Origin of the sequence: Pseudomonas sp. DrBHI1 (genome assembly GCF_002205115.1) — a bacterium.
In the GTDB taxonomy this organism is placed as follows: domain Bacteria; phylum Pseudomonadota; class Gammaproteobacteria; order Pseudomonadales; family Pseudomonadaceae; genus Aquipseudomonas; species Aquipseudomonas mosselii.
Genome location: NZ_NIBE01000142.1, coordinates 13,099 through 30,776, shown reverse-complemented (window position 1 = coordinate 30,776; position 17,678 = coordinate 13,099). Strand labels below are relative to the sequence as shown.

Here is a 17,678-nt window from a genome sequence, read left to right as displayed (position 1 = left end):
GGAATGCGATTTTTTTTAATTTCGCGGGTGTGTGAAAAAGGCTGGGCGATCGGTGGAGAGAGACGAAAGCTGTAGAGATTTTGCCCCGCCCCCTTACTTGGCCGAATTTCGAGCACTTTTCGCTAATTTTGTCCGCAGATTTTCGCCATCGATCAAGGCAGCCAGATGTATGAACGGACGCTCTGGAACTCCGTCCGCGGCATGCATGTATGCGTCAATTGCTGCCACTAACTCATGCTGAACACGCGAAATCAGCTCTGGAATTCCAAGCTTATGAACGTTTTTCCAAGAGTACAGCGCTCGATCCAGATGCCAATCACCATGGCGGATTAACTCGGCACTTCGATTGCGCTTGATCGCTCGTGCGCGCAAACGCATAGCCTCACGCGCCAGGCGGACGGCCTGACCGCGCCCGTGCCGACTCTGCCGCCGTTTTGACTTTGTGGCAGTTTTCATTGATGGCAAACAGGTTAGATGGGTCATTCGTTCCCCCTTCAAACTTCGGTATGCGATGATCAACCTCTGTTGCCGGCAGTCGGCGACCATTGCAGTCATGGCACTGGCACAGATAGCGATCTCGTTTGAGTACTGCCTTGGCAAGCTTGCGCCATGCCCAGTCATAGCCACGCTGCTCAGCAGTGCCACGGCGCGGGTTGTTCCAACCGATCGCGAGCGAGGCATGAGCGCTGCAGTAGCCGTGGCTGTCACTGGTCTTGGCGGGGCACATAGGTACACGACAGGGGCGCTTGGCCTTGGGCGGCATTAGCCCTCCACCTTCTTTCCCATGAAACGGTCGGAGTACTCTCGTAGCTTATCCACCCCCATAAAACCAACCATGCAACCGGCGAAGACCGAAAGGTTTGCAGGTAGGGCGAAGTACTCCAGCACTGGCAGTAGACTCACAGCGATCAAGCCGCAGATCGCGCCTTCTAAAAGGACCTTGCGACCTCGACCACCGCCATAGATCACTCGGAACATGGCCACGGCAGCGGCGATGCCGCCGGTCGAAAGTTGCGGCTGGTGCGCTACCATCCAAGCCAGTGCAGCGGCCCAAAGGCCGGGATCTTTCTCAGGCATATGGACCATCTCGGTTCCTCCCATTGCGGGGAGTTCAAATAAAAAAGCCCCGGCAAATGCCAGGGCTCATAGTATCTCTGGTGTGTAAAACGTTAATTAGCTCTGCGGAGCCACAGCCCTTCCAAGGAAAAATTCAGCCCAGACAAACAGTGCTAGCGCCAAGAAATATAAAACTGCAGGAATGAGTGCCCAAAGCAAGCCATTAAATGCAACAGAAAAGCTTAACAGTCCAGCGATCAGCGAAAGCAGTGCAGATGGAAGCAACAGTAAAAAAGAAATCAATCTAACTGTGACACGATCTCCGAAGAGCGAACGCAAGCCAGCCGAGGCAAAGCAAAAAGCCGCCACAAATATACTAAAATAAAACGCATACATCACAAAATAGTGATAAACGGTTGAGCGCTGATCACCCTCAGGGCTCCCTCCCCCGCTGGCCAACAGCAGCCAGAGTAAAAGGTTCGATACAACCAGTACAGCCAGAGGAGACAGCCGCAGCAAAAACTTATTACTCACATTACACTCCTGTAATGCACCCTAGTTACCCAGGGTGCATCTTTACAAGCTACTTTTTAATCTCGATTGGGTAGGAACCCTTAATCGCGATTGGATATGGTTGAGCCTTGAGGTACTCTTGAATCTTCGAAAGCACATCAGTAGCACTCTCACCAAACGCACTGCGCCATGAGCCTGGATTCGCATCATAGGTGTCGTGATACGCCCTCGCCTCACCTTGGAAGGTAACGCTACCGTCGGCTGACTTGGTAATTGTACCTTCGATCTTCAAGGTAATGTTACCCAGCCACAGACCGGTCATCCAAGAGTCATTCGCAGTATTGTATGGGACCTTGTCGAGAGATACTACAGTGGACCCTTCCGGGGCGCTACTAATAGCATTGTCCAGCATCGGAATCGAGGCGGAATTGAGTTTAAGACCGAGCGAATTAATGTTTGTGCTAGCCTCAGTTCCTTTGCCGTACATGAAGTGACCCAAAGCGGCAACAGGCGTGAGGGAGCTTCCCGAAAACTCAACAGGTTGAGACGCCTCCGGCGGGGACAGCGGATCCTTAGATCCTACGTGCCAAAGCGCCTGCGCTAGCGTAGAGCCGGGGTTATGGGACAAATAGGTATCTGCCCACCGCAGACCAAAGCAATCCCTGGTGAACGAGGGGTGGATGCCCCCTGGGAATGTGCCGTTTCTCATGTTGGCTGCCTGCTCTTGGCAGAGCTTCATTATCATTTCGCGCCACATACCCTGCGCGTAATACCCATGGCGCTGGAGCATCTGATTACGGAGCATCACACCAGGATTTGGACCCGGGAAAGGAAGACCGCCGGAGGAGCTGTAGCCTGGAGCAGTTGCGCCGACGTAGATAGGAGGGAGTTCAATAGCCATTTTATGTCCTTTAAGTCGATTTAGTTCCGACCTAGCGGGCTGGTGTTGCTCAATGGCGATGGCTCGAGACTCACGGTCTTCACATGATCAAACGTTCCACAGAAGGGAAAAATTAATCGAGAGCTCAATAAGCCCGCCCGTTCGGGCGAGAAGTGCACCTGAGAATCAAAAGCCCCGAAGGTTGAGGTAGGGCTCTTGTTCGTGCTAGTCAACCGAGGCAATTGCCAGGGCCGCTTGTGTCGCGCTGTTTGCAAGCTGGACACGCTGCTATGAAAACAGAGTTATTCCATATGGACAACTACTTTTTTCATGCAGCGCCTCGAACCCCATCAAGTACACAGTCAATCCACGCGCCCCCCGCTTTAATCAACTCACGAGCCTTCATTTCGCTGACACCATAGTGGCGCCCCACTCGTACCGCCGGCCACTTGGCACCATAGTAAAGCCATATCATGTCGCCCATCTGTTGATCACGGCGACACAATCTAGCGACCGCGCCATCGACCATCATGGCTAGCTCATCCAGGATGGCGTAAGACTTTGTAATCGATGGCATGTGATCGCGCATTAGTGCAAAGGCTGGCGAGGTGTAGCCAGGCAATCCCATGCCATCCATACGCCACCACCCCCACTGCTCAAGCAAATACTCGGTATCGCCCAATGGCCGGTGTAGCGGCTTCCTAGTATTCATCGTTCAATCTCCTGTGTAGTTCGTGCCGCCGGCGCCGAGCCGGTTGCCTTCTTGGTAGTACGCCTCCGGCCCAGCGGGCCGGTTGCTTTTCAACTGTTCGATTTTGTTCAGTGCCGCTCGCAGATTCATGCCCAGTTGTACCGCCAACTCTTGCAGCGGAAGTGGCTGGCTCAGCCAGCGATCAATCCAACCAGAAGCGTTGCAAGCTTCGCAGCCGAGCTCATAGAAAACTCCCTGCACCACCCCGCGACCTTGGCAAGCGGGGCACTCGGCCAGCTTGATCATGTGTCTTTTCAAAGACGGCCCATGGCTCTTCCTTGTCATTTCGAATCCTCGCTAATTACAAATTCGGTAAGGTTGCTCGAAGCCACGGCAGTCGTGGCCTGTGGCGAATTCTGCGAAATTTCAAATAAGGCCTCGGTAAGGCCGTGGATGGCACCAAAGCCGATGCCATCTAACCAGGCGTGCCACTTCTCCAGGGCTGCACGGCGCTGCTGCATGGCTTGGGTGTGGATGTATGTGCTGGCGATCTTGCCCAGCGTGTGGTTCAGCAGCATCTCGCCGATGTGGCCGTCGATGCCGAGATCGGTCCAGGTGCTGCGCGACACCTTGCGCAGGTCGTGGCTGGTCCAGGCGCCCTGCCCCAACCGGGTGAACACCATGCTGGCCTGGGTCTCGCTCATCGACAGGCCGCGACGGTTCGGGAACAGGTACACACCCTCATAGCCTTGGGACTGCTGAATGGCCCGGTAGCGGACCAGCAGCGCCTTGAGCTGGGCGGTCAGTGGCAGGCGATGCTCGGTGCGGGTCTTGGTGTTCGCCGCCGGGATGAACCATTCGGCCGCCGCTAGGGAGATATCCGCCCAGCGCGCCATGCGGGTCTCGCCAATCCGCGTGCCGTGAGCCAGCATCATCACCGCCAACATGGCGTCACCCGGGGTCGCCTTGAAGGCCTGGGCCAGCTGCTGCACCAGCTCGGGCAACTGCACGTCACGCAAGCGCGCTGCCTTGGGCAGGATCTTGGCCTTGGTGAAGTCGTTGAAGCGCATCCCGGCCATGGGGTTATGGTCGATCAGGCCGAGCTGCCGGGCCTGGCGGAAGGCGGTCAGCAGCAGCACGAACATCTGCCGCAGATAGGACAGCGACACCTCGGCCTGGCATGGCCACATCAGCTGCTTGTCCACGGTGTCAGCGCTCACTTCGACCAGGGGCAGGTCATCCAGTCGTGGCTTTAGGTGCTGGGCGATGGCCGACCGGGCGCCGGCCTTGCGCTTGGCCGACAGCGAGCGGTCGCGAGCCATGCGGTCGCCGTACCAGTCGAGCAGTTGGCCCACGGTGACCATCCCCGAAGCAATCGGCGCAGTGGCCGGACTGCGCAGCAGGCGTCGACGTAGCGCAGGTAGCTCGGCCAGCACCGCCGACACGCCCAGTTCTGGCCAGCGTGCAAGGGGCATCCACTGCTTGCCGCGCACCAGATGCCATGTGCCCCGCTCGCGATTGCTCCAGAATCGCAGGTAAAGGCCAGGATGTCGTGGATCACGTAGATCGCGTACCGACTTGTCGGCGGCCTGGCGGCGCACCTCGGCTTCGCTGAACTTCACTTCCCGGGTCGCACTCATTGGAAGGGTACGCTTTCGCTCAGTATCACAGCCTGAGTACGCATGACGCCCTCAGCGTGATACCTGCGAACCGTATCGCGATCGAGCTCCCGGCTTCGTCCATCACAAACGTCATGGCAAGCGCTGCATGCCCAGGCGCCTTGCAGGTCGTGCGGCTTCTTGCCAACGCCGCAGGTGCCGGCCAGGCGGTAGTGGGCAAGCACAGTGGTTTCGGGACTGCCGTTGCAGATGCCCGGGATGCGCACCTGGCACTCCCGGCCGCGTGCAGCCTTGGTCAGTTTCGATTGCCGCATGGGCTGTCGTCTCCATGAAGGTCAATGACGGTGTAAGCGCTCGGCCACATGAGTTGGCCATGAGCGATGGCCGCGGCTTCGTCGCGGTAGAGCGCAATGGGTGGATGCGAGGTACTGGAGAGCCCGAACAGGTCGGAGCGGCAGTACAGCGCGTATCGGTATTCGGTGAGGTCAGGTGCGGGAAGCTCGATCATCGGCCGAGCATCCTGGACCGGATCGCCGCCAGAGCTTCATTTCCAACTTTCGGCGTGCGCTGGCCTGGCACCTCTGCAGGGAGTGCCAGCGGCATCTTCTGCAGCGGTTCACCTGCGACCAGGCGCCGAACGGCAATCGTGTAGTTGCGTTCGAACAGCTTGGCGCTCACATCGGCAGCCAGCTTGTTCAGGTTCTCGAAACCACTTTCCTTGGCCGCGTGCCAGACCGCGTCATGGGTCCACTTGCCCTTCCCTGCCATGGCGGGATGCGCATTACGGCAAGCCTCACGGAAGGCAGCAGCCAGCGGGGGAAGGCCCAGCATTTCCGGCGAAGGCTGGCACCACTCGATAAACTTCCCGGGCGCCGGGATGAACTCACGGCCGGATTGCCGGCAGCGCATCAAACCGAACTGCAGTTGCTCCGGCGTGTTGATGCCAGCCTCAAGAAACGCGGTTAGCCACTGCTGCTTGGCCGCCTTATACGTCGCTTCATCCGGCCATGCCTGCTTCCAGGCGCTGCAGATCGTGCGCAGATCGCGGAACAGATCGTTGATAACCCCAGCAGTTTTGCGATTGAGCTCGGCCTTCACGTCGGCAGGCAGCGAGTAATCCGAGGGCACGTATTGGCCAGCCTGGACCTTTGCCCACAAGCCATGGGCCACGGTTGCAACCTGATTCACTGGCTGCCCCCTTCCACGATCCACGACGTGTCATCGTCATCAAAACTGGAGCGCTGCGATGCGCCGGTGCGAACAATAGGCGAGCGGGCAGCACGGGCGAGATCGGATTTGACCCAGCTGACCAGAGCGGCCAACCACTGCTTTTCGGTTTGGGCCACGCCCTTTGCATCGTGGTGGAGCACGAAGCCGGATATGGCAACCGCGTTGAACTGATCCAGGGTCAGACCTGCACGACGGGCATAGGCTTTCAGCAGTTCCGGATTCGGTTCCCAGTCGAGGGACATTGCGAATGGCTCGCGCTGAGAGAGAGTAGATTGGTTCAATGACGGATTGGGTGCAGCTCCTGCACCCCGTTCGGTCGTGAGCTGCACCCCGTTCTGCTGTGAGCTGCACCCCGTGCGGTTTCCTGCACCCCGTTCAGGACGAGGTGCAGCAGATGCACCCCGCTTAAGCAGCAGGTCGTAAACGACGGGGCGACGGTCGCGGCGATCGATATGGGCGGCAGCAATTGCCTGGTTACCCTCAGCGATCCAACCGGCCTGGGCGAGCTCATCCAGCTTCAACCGCACGGTTCGCTCAGAAAGGCCAGTGTCGTCGGAGAGAGTCGCAGCAGAAGGGAATGCCCCTCTTCCATCGCTGCCTGCGTAGTTGGCCAGGCAGAGCAGGACATGGCGGGCTGCAGGATTCTCAAGTGCAGCTTTGGGAATGGCGAGTGCCCAGGTCATAGCTTGTACGCTCACGCTTGCCACCATTGCGATAGACATGGAGCGACAGGCGCAGCATTGCGCGCAGCATTGGAGAAATGCATAATTGATCCCGATTCAGAAGTTGAGAAAGCCGGGCTGCCACCCGGTTTTTTTATGCCCGCGATTTGGGTACTGGATGAATTAGCAGGTGTTTTGGCCATCTACTCGCACAAGGCTGGCTAGATCAGAATCTGCACCACTTGGCGTCAGACCTCCGGCTGAAACAGGGAAAACATCATCCAGGGCGCAAGTCGCTCCAAGTTGATTTAGGGCCGAGACGATCTGTCTTGCCTCTTCCAGCCCTGGGGCCCTCCGCCCCGCCTCATAATTGGCGAGCCGTGATTGGTTCCAATCGAGCTTTCGCCGGAGACTGGCCTGACTGATTCCCGCCCCCTTTCGGATCTGTCGAACGTGGTTCATAGGGGTTCCTCTTGACTGGACCCCAGGATAAACACGTAACGTGTTATTTTCAATCACGAAGAGTGAAAGCGAGGTATTTCGTAACGTGATTACAATCACGGCTATGAAAGAGACCCTCGGACAACGCATCAAACGCCACCGCAAGGCCGCCGGGCTCTCCCAGGCCGCGCTGGCGACTGCCTGCGGCTGGAAATCCCAATCACGGGTGGGCAACTACGAAACTGATACGCGGGAGCCATCTCTCGCGGATCTGCGCCTAATCGCACATGCGATTGGTGTGGATGAGTCGGAAATCATCTTGGATTACAAACCGAGCGCCCCGGAAGCGGGCACTGAGGCTGTCGAATCAAACGCGACGATGATTGGCCCATTTGATGTGTGGGATGACGAAACGCCATTGGATGGAGATGAGGTATACGTGCCCTACCTGAAAGAGGTCGAGCTTTCAGCAGGCCGAGGCCGCACGGTTGTTGAGCAATCACATACGCGCAAATTGCGGTTCGGCAAAATCACCCTTCGCCGACAGAACGTGCAACCAAGCGAAGCAGTTTGTGTGACCGTTGGCGGCAATAGCATGGAGCCCGTGCTACCCGATGGAAGTACAGTCGGCGTTGATCAGGGCGCCACTACCGTAATCGATGGCAAGATGTACGCAATCAACCATGGCGGGCAGCTGCGGGTGAAAACCCTATACCGCTTGCCTGGTGGTGGAATCAGGATGCGCAGCTTCAACCGTGATGAGCATCCTGACGAGGAATACAGCGCAGAAGAGATGGTCGCTAAAGAGATCGTCATTCTAGGGAAAGTCTTCTGGTCCTCGGTCCTCTGGTAGCGCTCCTTTCGCCAACCAAGCCCGGCTAAATGCCGGGCTTTTTGTTGCTCACCTGAAAAATAATCACGTTTCGTGTTGACACCAAATATCACAATACGTGATATTTGCCTTCGCCGGATCGACACCGGCCAGCAACGAAGGCAGCGATGGACAGGCCTCAACTGTTCAGAGGGGTGGCAACTGCCCTGGGCGTGCAGCGTAAAGCGCCAATGCAGTTTTCCAGCGGGTAAGCACCGCGGCTGGAGAGAAGATTTCACTGGCTGGTCTTCGAGTCTGAGGGCCAGACGGGAAATCAACCGGAGCAGTGTCGATGAACAAAGAACAGATCTATGACAGCCAAGTCAGCCCGCTGATGCAGCAGGTGATTCAGATTGCCAGGGATAACGGCATCGCCATGATCGCTAGCTTTGCGATTGGTCACGAAGACGGCGGGCCGAATGGCGAAGATGCGACCGAGCTTACCGTGACAACCCACCTGCCAGATGGTGACGAGAAGTTTGATGAACGTTTTCGCAGGTCTGCGAACACCATCCGCAATGGCACTACTTCCCTTGGAGGCGTTGCCGCAGTCATGCAAATGACAACGATCAAGCCTGATGGCAGCAAGACTCTGACAGCAATCATTTAGATCGCTAGCCCCCCCGTCAGCCTGACGTTAACTGCCCGATTACCTGGTCTACCCCAGCACCAGGCTGAATCGGAGAGCCCTTCCCGACCCTACATCAGCATGTTCAGGGAGACAGGCGGGATTGGCTCTCCAATGCAGCCCACCAAGGACCACTCATGGAAACGATCACCTGCGGCACATGGACAGGCCACCTTGGCAAAGGGCTGGCTCCCCGTGAGCTTGAGGCGCTGCTCGGCGTCGCCCAGGGCATGACCGCCAAACAGATTGCTCAGCAGATGCAAATCACACCAGGCACGGTGGCCAACCGCATCGAGAACGCCATGTTCAAACTCGGCGTAGCCCGTCGTGCCGCTGCGGTGGCAGAAGCCATGCGCCGGCAGATCATCAGCCCGCTGTGCATCGCCCTCGCCGGCCTGATCGCGATGCACGCGGTCATCGACGACAGCGACCCACTGCGTCGCGACCGCAGAGCGCCCGAGCGGCGCACTGCCCAGATTCGAATCGTTCGCAAGGCCGAGGCCTTCGAGCACCACGCCTGAATCCCAACAGAGGATCATCCCATGCACCACTCCATGCAACAGCGCGTGGACGGCCTGGCCGCCCTGCGTGCACGCTCCCTCATGGCGACTACCGAGTTCTACGAACTGATTGGCCGACTTCCTCCTGCCCCTGGCCCTCTATTCCAGGCAGTCGCCAAGGGCAAGGCTTGGCACATAATCGAGATTGCCACCGGCAAGACCAAGAGATTCTGCTTTAGCCACCGTGCGGCCATGCGTTTTATTGAAGCAATGGAAGCAGGCAAGCGAACCAGCATTTCTTGTCCCACTGATTAAAGGAGGCGCCGTATGGCGATGGACCAGGCAGAGCGCGACCGACGCCGGCGCAAGAAGGCCGAGCGGCTGCAGCAAGAAGACCTGCGTTTGAAGGTTCGACCAGGGACTAAGCAGGCCCTACTGGAACTGATGGAGTGGGCCGGGATCGAGGAACAGGGCGAGGCGATGACACTCATGATTCATCACATCGAAGCGCTCGGGCATCATGCCCTGTTCAGGATCGCGCGCCACGAAATCGAAGCTCACCGGCCTGTGGTGCGGACTGAGCTGCTGCGACTGTCAGCCCGGAAGCGAACCGGGCAACACCTGCGTGCAATCTGCGGATGGGCTGACGCCACTTACAGCCAGATGATCGAGGCTTTGATACACGGCATCCACGCCCTTGACAGGCTGCACGCGGCGAAGTTTCTCACCCCGCCGCGGCACAAGGTTAGCATATCGCCGCGCCTGGCTCTGGCCTTCGACCGCAAAAGCATGCTAATGATTCAGCAGGATCCAGGGGATGAGGTTATAGGACCAGCAGTCACCCTATGACCTAAGCGCTACAACGCTGAAGCGGCTGATTGCTTTCATGTCCAAACGGCCAATATCAAAACGCCCCCAGTATCGATTAGCAGCTCGATAGAGCTCATAAACGTATTTGTGGTAATTGGCGTAGAAGTCAGAGAGATCTATCTCGCCAGAAGTCCGCTCTGTAATTGCGTGAGCAGTGCTATTTCGGACCTCTCGGAAGACTTTGCCGAAATCAGTCGGAATTTCAACATCGTAGTAAGAGACATCGTTCTCCCAGCCTTCTCCGAACCCTGCGTTCAACCGAGAAGCTATACCTCGGAAGACTAGAGATACTTCCGCTTGAAAGAGACCGTCTTTCTTCAGTGCTCCAGCTCGACCAGAAAAGCCTTTATCACTGCCCTGCTCTCTCATGAAACAAGCGACGAAAAATTCGTAGAGGTGGTGCAGGAAAGAGCTGTAGCTGCTGAATAGCTGAACCTGCTCCGTAGGCGTAAGAGTTGAGAGAATCTGCTTTTCGCCTAACCGGATAAACTCATCATGACTCGCCTTCATCAAAAAACATTCGTGGTGGATGGTTGCAATTAACGCGCTATCCAATTCGCGGTCTGAGTAATCTTGCATTCATTACCCCTTGATCGGCCCCATGTAAGCAACCCGTAATACCCCATCCCAAACCAAATTGCCACCATGCCGTCCATCATTTATCGCTGTGTCAGTCAACGAGTCTTCAGCGCACGTTGAAAGGGATGTCGCCGTATCCCCAGATCAACGTGCCGATGACTGTCAGCGTAAAAATCAGCCATTCCGGCGCGTTGAATTTCGGTATGAACTCGTCCCGCAGTTCTTGCAGACCTACCCAACCGAAACCAGCGGGAGTAATGGATAATTTCGCTCGAATCAATACTCCTTCGGCCAAAATGGCAAAAACCGTAGTCAGTGCACCGCTCCTAGAAAACCAACCAGCGCGGTCTAGTCCGGCTGCTTGAGGGAACGGAAGTATCAAAGCCAGTAGGGGAATCGCAATTGCCAAAAAAATTAGCAACCACGACAACGACAAACTGTGCCAAAGGTCTCGATCAGTCGGTTCTTTAAGAGCCATGCCTGAAAGCCTCATGCCTTTTTAGGGCGCTACCAATAACTCACCTCAGCGAATCACGCCACCACGGCGCTGCCCGCCAGCGCCTCAGGAGTCTTCGCTTTTCACTTGGCAAACCCCATTGGCCCGCTTTTTCCCGGTATAGGAAACGCTCGGAGAGCCATCCGGATTGATTGACAGCGAGATAGTCACGTCGCCGCCCTTGGCTTCGAAGTAGTTGTCGTTGAACTTCTTCAGCTTTGCTTCCTTGCCATTGATGTAGATCGGGCCGCCCTTGTCGGCGTGAACCTCGATGTTTCCTGGGCATGTGGCGTTCACCAGCGGAATACCGGCCTGGGCCGCGCCAGACACCACCAACAATGTCCCCAACACTAATCTCTTCATCTCACACTCCTTGGTGGATTGATCGAAAGGGAAGAAATAGCCCATCTCGGCGCCGCCCGCCAGCGCCTCAAGCCTGGTCTGAAGACTCAGGCCTATGGCAGTACTTCTCATGCTCCTGCTGAGAATGGCAGCCCTGGTCACAGTTCAGATAGTTATCCCAGCTCGATCCCCAAATTCTGACTCCGGCAACCCCAGTAAGCATAAAGCCCCAAGCCCAGGGCTTAGGGATCCACGCGGCCATAACCAAGCTTGCAGCGGCAATGGCGATACCACCCCACCATCGCTGCCTCTTCGAGAATTTCGAAACCACTGCCCGCTCTCCATGCAAGTAAGCGGCGAAGCATACCACTCGCTTAACTGAGCCACATACGGCGCTGCCCGCCAGCGCCTTCCCCTATTGAAAGATAACCCCTCAAAAGCGGGCGAGCGTTTTTTTCGTTATTGATACTGCTGGTTAGAAGACATCCGCCAGTAAAGCTCCCACAGTCTCTTAAGGCAACGAGAAGCCATTTGCGGATTTTTTTTGCCCGTACTCAAAGATTGTGCGCTATCGAGAATATCGACAAATAAATTTCCATCATTCATTTCAGGGAAATCGGCTTGAGTCAAAGGCATCAATTGCTCATAGATTCCCTGGAAACGGTATTTCTGTTCTACCTCAGTTGCTGCCAACTCAAGCGCGTCGGTTATCCGCTTCACAGTTCCATTTGGATCCTTCGACATCAGCACTCTCCTTAAAAACGTTTTTGTCTTCCAAGCTGCCAATATAGCCGCGAGGTATTTTCATGACTACAGCAATCGACCTGTTCGCCGGCCTCGGCGGATGGAGCACCGGCGCGCGCGCCGCAGGCGTCCAGGTTCTCTGGGCGGCAAACCACTGGCCTGAGGCCGTGAAATGGCATGCAGCCAATCACCAAGAAACCAACCACGTTTGCCAGGACCTGCACCAGGCCAACTGGGCAGCAGTTCCGCGCACTGATATCGGCATTGCCTCCCCATGCTGCCAGGGTCATGCAAAGGCCCGCGGCAAGAAGAGCGGAAACCCGGAACATGATGCGTCGAGATCCACAGCCTGGGCTGTGCCTTCAGCGGCCGAGGTGCTCCAGCAGGACGCATGGGTGATCGAGAACGTGCCCGAGTTCGTGAACTGGGTGCTCTACCCCAGCTGGGTGGATGCGATGCAGCGCCTTGGCTATCAGGTCGCGCCGCACATTGTCGATTGCGCCGATCTCGGCGTGCCGCAGCACCGGGTGCGCCTGTTCCTGATCTGCACAAAGAGCAAGGCGCCGATCCAGCTGCAGTTGCAGCAATGCGAGCACGTGCCGGCCAGCAGCTTCCTCGACTTCGACGCCGGGCGCTGGTCGCAGATCGAGAAACCGGGCCGAGCCCAGGCCACGCTCGACCGAGTGCGCAATGGCCGCCAGCGCTTCGGTGATCGGTTCATCATGCCCTACTACGGCAAAGGCTCCGGCACCACCGGCCGCGACATCAACCGGCCGATCGGCACCATCACTACCCTGGACCGCTGGGCACTGGTCGACGGCGACCGCATGCGAATGCTCAGCGCCAGCGAGGCCCTGGCCGCGATGTCGTTCCCGGCCGACACCCTGCGGCCAGATAACCACAGGCTGACCATGCACATGGCGGGCAACGCAGTGCCTCCGCTGGCGGGCCAGCGTGTTATAGAGGCGCTGATGAAGGCCGCGTAGGCAGTCAGACCGCTTTCACCGTTCGCCCGTCTGCGAATGAAATCAGGTCCTCGTTGCTAACCGAGACTATTGCTCCCACCGCAATGCTGGCGGCGGCATGAGCATCAGAAAGACTGGTATGAGCCGGCTCTCGAATCACTGCATATCGGGCAGGGGCGCCCCCTCTTTGAAGCCCAACAGTAGCGAAGTACCCCCCTTCTAGCTGGGCACCACCTGACCATACCACCACCCCATCAACTTGTTTTTCAGCTGCCATGACAACCACTCCTTTTTTGGTGGCTACAGAGTAGCCGCGAGGTATCCCCATGCCCACAGAAAACCGATCCAGCAACACAAAGATGATCAGCTTGCCGCGCGACATCATCGAATTCGCCGTAGGCTTCAAGACCCACGGCTACAAGAACCTGACCGAGCAACACACCGACCAGCGACATGCGCAGGACAAACTGCGCGCCATCCTGGCTCAGCCAACCCAGCAGCACCAGGAAGAGCCGGGTGTATCGATACCGCACGGCTACTGCCTAATGCCCAGGCGTCTCACAGCCGAGAACGGCGCCAAAGCCCTGTTGCTTGGTGAGTTCAAGCTGGAAGTGACCCGCGAATGTCCCGAATGCCTCGAGCTGGACGAGCCAGCAGAAGGCTGCGAGATCTGCGATGGCCAAGGCGAATATGCGCAACACCACACCATCCCTTGGGACCAGATCAAATTCATCTACAGCGAGGCCGTGAAGGGGCTCGCTCTGCAGCTGAATACCGCCAGGTAGCGGAACTCCGCCTGGAGCACATTTGTACTCCACAGACTAGAGGGCCGACACTAGCCGGCCCTTTGAGCTCTATGCAACCGCGGATGAGCCCTTCGAAGCGATACGCCTAGCTCTCTCTACGCCCCAGGCAAGAGCGCGAGTAATGCTCTCTCCCGGACGCTTGGCATAGGCCTCTTCTTTTATTGCGTTGCCTGAGGCGTCGTAGACGCCGATGAACATCTGGGTGGCTCCGCATCTCGATAGCCGGGCTTGGATATCAAGGATGGTGCCATCAGACAGCACCTCCTCATGCGTTCTGCAGTGAAGTTGGGCGTCTGCCCACTCCCAGTATTTCGGTCCTCTAGTTCGCATAGCCGTCTCCATATCAGCCCACAAGTAGCATATGGACCTATAGAAAGCCCCGCTGAACGGCCAGTCTGACCAGCGGGTCAAAAGCTATACAACAATGGCGATATCCAGCCGGCTGTACAGGTTTTGCGGATATCGAATCCTGATGTAACGCCTCTCCCCTCTATTTCGAGGCAACGAGGCCTTCAGCAAGAGCAGTCCAGCGGCACACTAGAGGTGATGTAATACATCACCTAAGTTATCGATATTTCCAAGTGACGACTTGCCCCAGCATGGCTTAAACCTCGCTTTGGTCTTTGTGATCACCGGATGGCTGAGCACTGCAGGCCAGGATCTCAAACGTGGCCAGCGTCTTCGCATAATCCGCCCACTCGTCAAACGCCTTCTGCTGGACCCGTAAGGCCTCTCCCCACAGGGGACCGCCGATCTGGCCGTAGGCAACTTGATTCATGATTGAAGACGTTGCGGTGTCCAGCTGTCGGAGCAGTTGGTACGCCCGGTATTTCTGATCTGAATTAGGCATTTTTAGCCCCTAAACGCGTAACGCAAAAAGTGACCACCCCATCAAGGATGAGTGGCACTACGCCATGTTGACAACGAAGCATCACGCTTTTCTCCCTCCCCCTCAACAATTCAAGCCTGCCGATATGCGCGGGCATGGAGAGCTATTGCCATGACGAAACACAAGCACACCCCAGGCCCCTGGGAAGCCCTGAACGAGACCGAGGTTTTCACCGGCCTGGGTGCCGACAGCGGCGACGGCGTGAAAGCACTCCCAACTGACGGCTGGATGATTGCCGACTGTGGCGATGCAATGACATTCACCGAGGTTGGGCTTGTTGAGCTCGCCTTGGATGTGCGCAGAGCGAATGCCCGGCTGATCGCCCAGGCACCGAACCTCCTGGCCGACTTGGTTGAGGCGGCCGCCCAGCTGCGCAAGTACGAAACCCTGCACCGCGCCAAGGCCACCACCGACAGCCTGGCCAAGGCCGAGGTAAACGCCGAACTGGCATCGCGCTTCGAGCAGACCATCGCCCAGGCTACGGCCTGACACAACCTGCCGCCACCGGCGGCGTGGAGACCATCACATGCAAACCGAGATTCTTTCGGACGAAGAGCTAGCCGAGCTGACTGGCTATAAGGCCAGGGGATATCAGCGTCGCTGGCTAGAGGAACGTGGCTGGGTATTCGTTGAAACCCGCAGCGGGCGCCCACTGGTTGGCCGCCATTATGTTCGTATGAAACTGGGCATGAGCCTTGGAGTAATGCCAACGGCGTCACCTCCACCTGTAGTCCCTGCGTGGACACCTGACATTTCGAAGGTGAGGTGAAATGCGTCCTAGGAAGAGCGAAAACAGGGACTTGCCTCCGGGTGTGTACCGACGGAAGCGGACCAGTAAGAGCAAGAAAAAACCCGACAAGGAATGGATTAGCTACTACTACCGGGACAAGTCGGGCAAAGAGGTAGCGCTGGGCACCGACTTGAGCCTTGCCAGACTGAAGTGGGCAGAACTTGAAGCGAAGGAGAAGCCCAAGGATCTGGTCACCATGGGCGCCATCTTCGACCGCTACGAGCGCGATATCATTCCGAAGAAGGCGCCGCGCACACAGAAGGACAACCTGGCCGAGATACGCCAGTTGCGAAACTACTTCGAGAACGCCCCAATCGACGGCATCACCCCTGCGCATGTGGCGAAGTATCGCGATGCCAGAACCGCCCCAGTCAGGGCGAATCGCGAGATCGCCACCCTATCGCACATCTTCAACATAGCCCGGGAGTGGGGGCTCACAACCAACGAGAATCCGTGCCAGGGCGTGCGCAAGAACAAGGAGGTGCCGCGAGACTTCTACGCTAACGATGCGATCTGGAACGCGGTTTACGCGAAAGCGGTGGGCGAACTGAAGGATGCCATGGACTTGGCGTATTTGACGGGCCAGCGTCCGGCGGACGTGCTGGTGATGAGGAGGGACGACATTGAGGGCAAGGCCCTCGGGGTAAAGCAGAAGAAGACCCAAAAGAAGCTGCGGATCATGCTTGAGGTGGACGGTGTAGAGAGCAGCTTGGGCGTGCTGATCAGAAAGATCCAGGAGCGCAACGCTCCGCACGGCTCGCCATACCTACTGCTGACTGATAACGGCAAACGTGTCACGGCACCGATGTTGCGCCATCGATGGGACGATGCTCGGGAGGAAGCTGTGAAGGAAGCAGCTGCCGCTGGTGACCAGGTGCTGGCCGGCCGTATCAGCCAATTCCAGTTCCGTGACATTCGCCCGAAAGCAGCCTCGGAAATCACCGACGTTGATCACGCCAGTCTGCTGCTCGGCCATACCAAGGGCGACATCACAGAGCGGGTGTATCGCCGAGTTGGAGCCCTGACGAAACCCACCAAATAGGAAAAGTTTCGGAAGCGCTTCCACAACAAACCATTCCCAAGGGTGTTCCCATGGGTGGTTTTGCTATGCCCCAAAAACGCAAAAAGCCCTGAAAAATCAGGGCTTTGAATGTGGCGGAAGCGTAGAGATTCGAACTCTAGGATAGTTGCCCATCGACGGTTTTCAAGACCGTTGCCTTAAACCACTCGGCCACGCTTCCAGCTTGTTTTGCGGCGGCAATCATACCGTAATGTAACAAGCTGTCAAACTCTCTGTGTCGCGCCCTGCGACAGCTCTGATATGCTCTGCCTCATACGTTCCACTACCGTCGGTCCCGGACCGCGGTCTCACCCCAAAGGAGTGCGCCATGCGCGAACAGGATTACGCCGTCCAACACGGCCAGCAGGTCGAGCAGCAGGAGGTCAGCAAGGTCCTGCGCAACACGTACAGCCTGCTGGCCCTTACCCTCGCCTTCAGCGGCATCATGGCCTTCGTCGCACAGCAGATGCGTGTCGGCTACCCGAACATCTTCGTGGTGCTGATCGGCTTCTACGGCCTGTTCTTCCTCACCAACAAACTGCGTGACTCGGCCTGGGGCCTGGTGTCTACATTCGCCCTCACCGGCTTCATGGGCTTCATCCTCGGCCCGATCCTCAACCGCTACCTGGGCATGGCCGGTGGCGCCGAAGTGGTCAGCTCGGCCTTCGCCATGACCGCCCTGGTGTTCGGCGGCCTGTCGGCCTACGTGCTGATCACCCGCAAGGACATGAGCTTCCTCAGCGGCTTCATCACCGCCGGCTTCTTCGTCCTGCTGGGTGCCGTGGTGGCCAGCTTCTTCTTCCAGATCAGCGGCCTGCAACTGGCGATCAGCGCTGGCTTCGTACTGTTCTCGTCGGTCTGCATCCTGTTCCAGACCAGCGCCATCATCCATGGCGGCGAGCGCAACTACATCATGGCCACCATCAGCCTGTATGTGTCGATCTACAACCTGTTCGTCAGCCTGCTGCAGCTGTTCGGCATCATGGGCCGCGACGACTGATCGAATCGGTTGACAGCGCCTCACAAAAAGCCCGCTTCGGCGGGCT

The 17,678-nt window shown here is 57.5% G+C and carries 30 protein-coding genes and 1 tRNA gene; 11 read left to right on the top strand and 20 right to left on the bottom strand.

Translation table 11 applies throughout. From position 1 onward, the window contains the following. Nucleotides 1-93: 93 nt before the first annotated feature. The 13 genes from CC207_RS27085 to CC207_RS25315 all read right to left on the bottom strand — a co-directional run bounded on the left by CC207_RS27085 (nt 94) and on the right by CC207_RS25315 (nt 7,113). The gene (locus CC207_RS27085; protein WP_178080995.1) at nt 94-483 is read right to left on the bottom strand and encodes a hypothetical protein; all 390 of its coding nucleotides are present in this window, start codon (nt 481-483) and stop codon (nt 94-96) included. Then, entirely contained in the window at nt 383-727 is a 345-nt protein-coding gene (locus tag CC207_RS28460; protein ID WP_088853006.1) for an HNH endonuclease, read from the bottom strand. Before CC207_RS28460 ends, CC207_RS27085 begins: the two co-directional genes overlap by 101 nt. A gap of 35 nt (nt 728-762) precedes the next feature. Next, a complete protein-coding gene (locus CC207_RS25360; protein WP_371916515.1) occupies nt 763-1,077 on the bottom strand; it encodes a phage holin, lambda family in 315 nt (104 codons plus the stop codon). Between the two features lie 96 nt (nt 1,078-1,173). Next, nucleotides 1,174-1,590, bottom strand: a complete 417-nt coding sequence (locus CC207_RS26910) for a hypothetical protein (protein WP_143496178.1) — start codon at nt 1,588-1,590, stop codon at nt 1,174-1,176. A gap of 49 nt (nt 1,591-1,639) precedes the next feature. Continuing rightward, nucleotides 1,640-2,470, bottom strand: a complete 831-nt coding sequence (locus CC207_RS25355) for a lipid II-degrading bacteriocin (protein WP_088852972.1) — start codon at nt 2,468-2,470, stop codon at nt 1,640-1,642. A gap of 307 nt (nt 2,471-2,777) precedes the next feature. After that, nucleotides 2,778-3,161: an antiterminator Q family protein gene (locus CC207_RS25350; protein WP_088852971.1), complete on the bottom strand. Its 384-nt coding sequence runs from the start codon at nt 3,159-3,161 to the stop codon at nt 2,778-2,780. A 3-nt stretch (nt 3,162-3,164) separates the two neighbouring features. After that, on the bottom strand, nt 3,165-3,446 hold the full coding sequence (locus CC207_RS25345; RefSeq protein ID WP_256582356.1) for a hypothetical protein: 282 nt from the start codon (nt 3,444-3,446) through the stop codon (nt 3,165-3,167). A gap of 35 nt (nt 3,447-3,481) precedes the next feature. Beyond that, the gene (locus CC207_RS25340; protein ID WP_088852969.1) at nt 3,482-4,780 is read right to left on the bottom strand and encodes a site-specific integrase; all 1,299 of its coding nucleotides are present in this window, start codon (nt 4,778-4,780) and stop codon (nt 3,482-3,484) included. Next, nucleotides 4,777-5,073, bottom strand: coding sequence for a DUF1364 domain-containing protein (locus CC207_RS25335; RefSeq protein WP_088852968.1), 297 nt, complete (start codon nt 5,071-5,073; stop codon nt 4,777-4,779). Before CC207_RS25335 ends, CC207_RS25340 begins: the two co-directional genes overlap by 4 nt. Continuing rightward, nucleotides 5,055-5,267 carry a hypothetical protein gene (locus tag CC207_RS25330; RefSeq protein WP_088852967.1) on the bottom strand — a complete coding sequence of 71 codons (213 nt, stop codon included), beginning with the start codon at nt 5,265-5,267 and terminating at the stop codon, nt 5,055-5,057. Before CC207_RS25330 ends, CC207_RS25335 begins: the two co-directional genes overlap by 19 nt. Beyond that, a complete protein-coding gene (locus CC207_RS25325; protein ID WP_088852966.1) occupies nt 5,264-5,947 on the bottom strand; it encodes a replication protein P in 684 nt (227 codons plus the stop codon). Before CC207_RS25325 ends, CC207_RS25330 begins: the two co-directional genes overlap by 4 nt. Continuing rightward, complete coding sequence (locus CC207_RS25320) at nt 5,944-6,687, bottom strand: helix-turn-helix domain-containing protein (protein WP_371916514.1); 744 nt, start codon at nt 6,685-6,687, stop codon at nt 5,944-5,946. Before CC207_RS25320 ends, CC207_RS25325 begins: the two co-directional genes overlap by 4 nt. Before the next feature lie 147 nt (nt 6,688-6,834). Next, nucleotides 6,835-7,113, bottom strand: coding sequence for a helix-turn-helix transcriptional regulator (locus CC207_RS25315; RefSeq protein WP_082337787.1), 279 nt, complete (start codon nt 7,111-7,113; stop codon nt 6,835-6,837). A 103-nt stretch (nt 7,114-7,216) separates the two neighbouring features. Here CC207_RS25315 and CC207_RS25310 point away from each other — a divergent pair, with 103 nt between their 5' ends. The 5 genes from CC207_RS25310 (at nt 7,217) to CC207_RS25290 (ending at nt 9,940) form a co-directional block, all read left to right on the top strand. Further along, a complete protein-coding gene (locus CC207_RS25310) occupies nt 7,217-7,945 on the top strand; it encodes a helix-turn-helix transcriptional regulator (protein ID WP_088853005.1) in 729 nt (242 codons plus the stop codon). Nucleotides 7,946-8,255: 310 nt separating this feature from the next. Beyond that, complete coding sequence (locus CC207_RS25305; protein WP_088852964.1) at nt 8,256-8,573, top strand: hypothetical protein; 318 nt, start codon at nt 8,256-8,258, stop codon at nt 8,571-8,573. 155 nt (nt 8,574-8,728) lie between these two features. Continuing rightward, on the top strand, nt 8,729-9,112 hold the full coding sequence (locus tag CC207_RS25300; RefSeq protein ID WP_050706333.1) for a helix-turn-helix transcriptional regulator: 384 nt from the start codon (nt 8,729-8,731) through the stop codon (nt 9,110-9,112). Nucleotides 9,113-9,133: 21 nt separating this feature from the next. Continuing rightward, a complete protein-coding gene (locus CC207_RS25295) occupies nt 9,134-9,406 on the top strand; it encodes a hypothetical protein (RefSeq protein ID WP_088852963.1) in 273 nt (90 codons plus the stop codon). A gap of 12 nt (nt 9,407-9,418) precedes the next feature. Continuing rightward, nucleotides 9,419-9,940, top strand: a complete 522-nt coding sequence (locus CC207_RS25290; protein WP_088852962.1) for a hypothetical protein — start codon at nt 9,419-9,421, stop codon at nt 9,938-9,940. Here CC207_RS25290 and CC207_RS25285 read toward each other — a convergent pair. The 4 genes from CC207_RS25285 to CC207_RS25270 all read right to left on the bottom strand — a co-directional run bounded on the left by CC207_RS25285 (nt 9,935) and on the right by CC207_RS25270 (nt 12,122). Next, nucleotides 9,935-10,540 (bottom strand): hypothetical protein, encoded by a 606-nt coding sequence (locus CC207_RS25285; protein WP_088852961.1) that lies wholly within the window; start codon nt 10,538-10,540, stop codon nt 9,935-9,937. The two genes, CC207_RS25290 and CC207_RS25285, sit on opposite strands and share 6 nt — an antisense overlap. A gap of 106 nt (nt 10,541-10,646) precedes the next feature. Next, a complete protein-coding gene (locus tag CC207_RS25280; protein WP_088852960.1) occupies nt 10,647-11,018 on the bottom strand; it encodes a hypothetical protein in 372 nt (123 codons plus the stop codon). An 84-nt stretch (nt 11,019-11,102) separates the two neighbouring features. Next, nucleotides 11,103-11,399: a hypothetical protein gene (locus CC207_RS25275; RefSeq protein ID WP_088853004.1), complete on the bottom strand. Its 297-nt coding sequence runs from the start codon at nt 11,397-11,399 to the stop codon at nt 11,103-11,105. A gap of 438 nt (nt 11,400-11,837) precedes the next feature. Beyond that, nucleotides 11,838-12,122, bottom strand: a complete 285-nt coding sequence (locus CC207_RS25270; protein ID WP_028692333.1) for a hypothetical protein — start codon at nt 12,120-12,122, stop codon at nt 11,838-11,840. 62 nt (nt 12,123-12,184) lie between these two features. On the opposite strand from CC207_RS25270, the gene CC207_RS25265 reads away from it, so the two are divergent. Continuing rightward, nucleotides 12,185-13,108, top strand: coding sequence for a DNA cytosine methyltransferase (locus CC207_RS25265; RefSeq protein WP_088852959.1), 924 nt, complete (start codon nt 12,185-12,187; stop codon nt 13,106-13,108). A 305-nt stretch (nt 13,109-13,413) separates the two neighbouring features. Further along, nucleotides 13,414-13,872: a hypothetical protein gene (locus CC207_RS25260; RefSeq protein WP_143496177.1), complete on the top strand. Its 459-nt coding sequence runs from the start codon at nt 13,414-13,416 to the stop codon at nt 13,870-13,872. A gap of 69 nt (nt 13,873-13,941) precedes the next feature. On the opposite strand, the gene CC207_RS28095 is transcribed toward CC207_RS25260, so the two are convergent. Then, nucleotides 13,942-14,223 (bottom strand): hypothetical protein, encoded by a 282-nt coding sequence (locus CC207_RS28095; protein ID WP_088852957.1) that lies wholly within the window; start codon nt 14,221-14,223, stop codon nt 13,942-13,944. A gap of 274 nt (nt 14,224-14,497) precedes the next feature. After that, nucleotides 14,498-14,671 carry a hypothetical protein gene (locus CC207_RS27080; RefSeq protein ID WP_158216153.1) on the bottom strand — a complete coding sequence of 58 codons (174 nt, stop codon included), beginning with the start codon at nt 14,669-14,671 and terminating at the stop codon, nt 14,498-14,500. 222 nt (nt 14,672-14,893) lie between these two features. On the opposite strand from CC207_RS27080, the gene CC207_RS25245 reads away from it, so the two are divergent. From CC207_RS25245 to CC207_RS25235, 3 genes are read left to right on the top strand one after another with little or no spacing between them, the layout of a single operon-like run. After that, nucleotides 14,894-15,271, top strand: a complete 378-nt coding sequence (locus CC207_RS25245; protein WP_088852955.1) for a hypothetical protein — start codon at nt 14,894-14,896, stop codon at nt 15,269-15,271. 37 nt (nt 15,272-15,308) lie between these two features. Further along, nucleotides 15,309-15,551 (top strand): DUF4224 domain-containing protein, encoded by a 243-nt coding sequence (locus CC207_RS25240; protein WP_088852954.1) that lies wholly within the window; start codon nt 15,309-15,311, stop codon nt 15,549-15,551. Between the two features lies 1 nt (nt 15,552). Further along, on the top strand, nt 15,553-16,614 hold the full coding sequence (locus tag CC207_RS25235; RefSeq protein WP_088852953.1) for a tyrosine-type recombinase/integrase: 1,062 nt from the start codon (nt 15,553-15,555) through the stop codon (nt 16,612-16,614). Nucleotides 16,615-16,725: 111 nt separating this feature from the next. Here the strand turns inward: CC207_RS25235 and CC207_RS25230 are convergent. Next, a tRNA-Ser gene (locus tag CC207_RS25230) sits at nt 16,726-16,813 on the bottom strand. A 147-nt stretch (nt 16,814-16,960) separates the two neighbouring features. Between CC207_RS25230 and CC207_RS25225 the strand changes: the two genes are divergently transcribed. Then, the gene (locus tag CC207_RS25225) at nt 16,961-17,632 is read left to right on the top strand and encodes a Bax inhibitor-1/YccA family protein (protein ID WP_028692373.1); all 672 of its coding nucleotides are present in this window, start codon (nt 16,961-16,963) and stop codon (nt 17,630-17,632) included. Nucleotides 17,633-17,678: the final 46 nt, after the last annotated feature.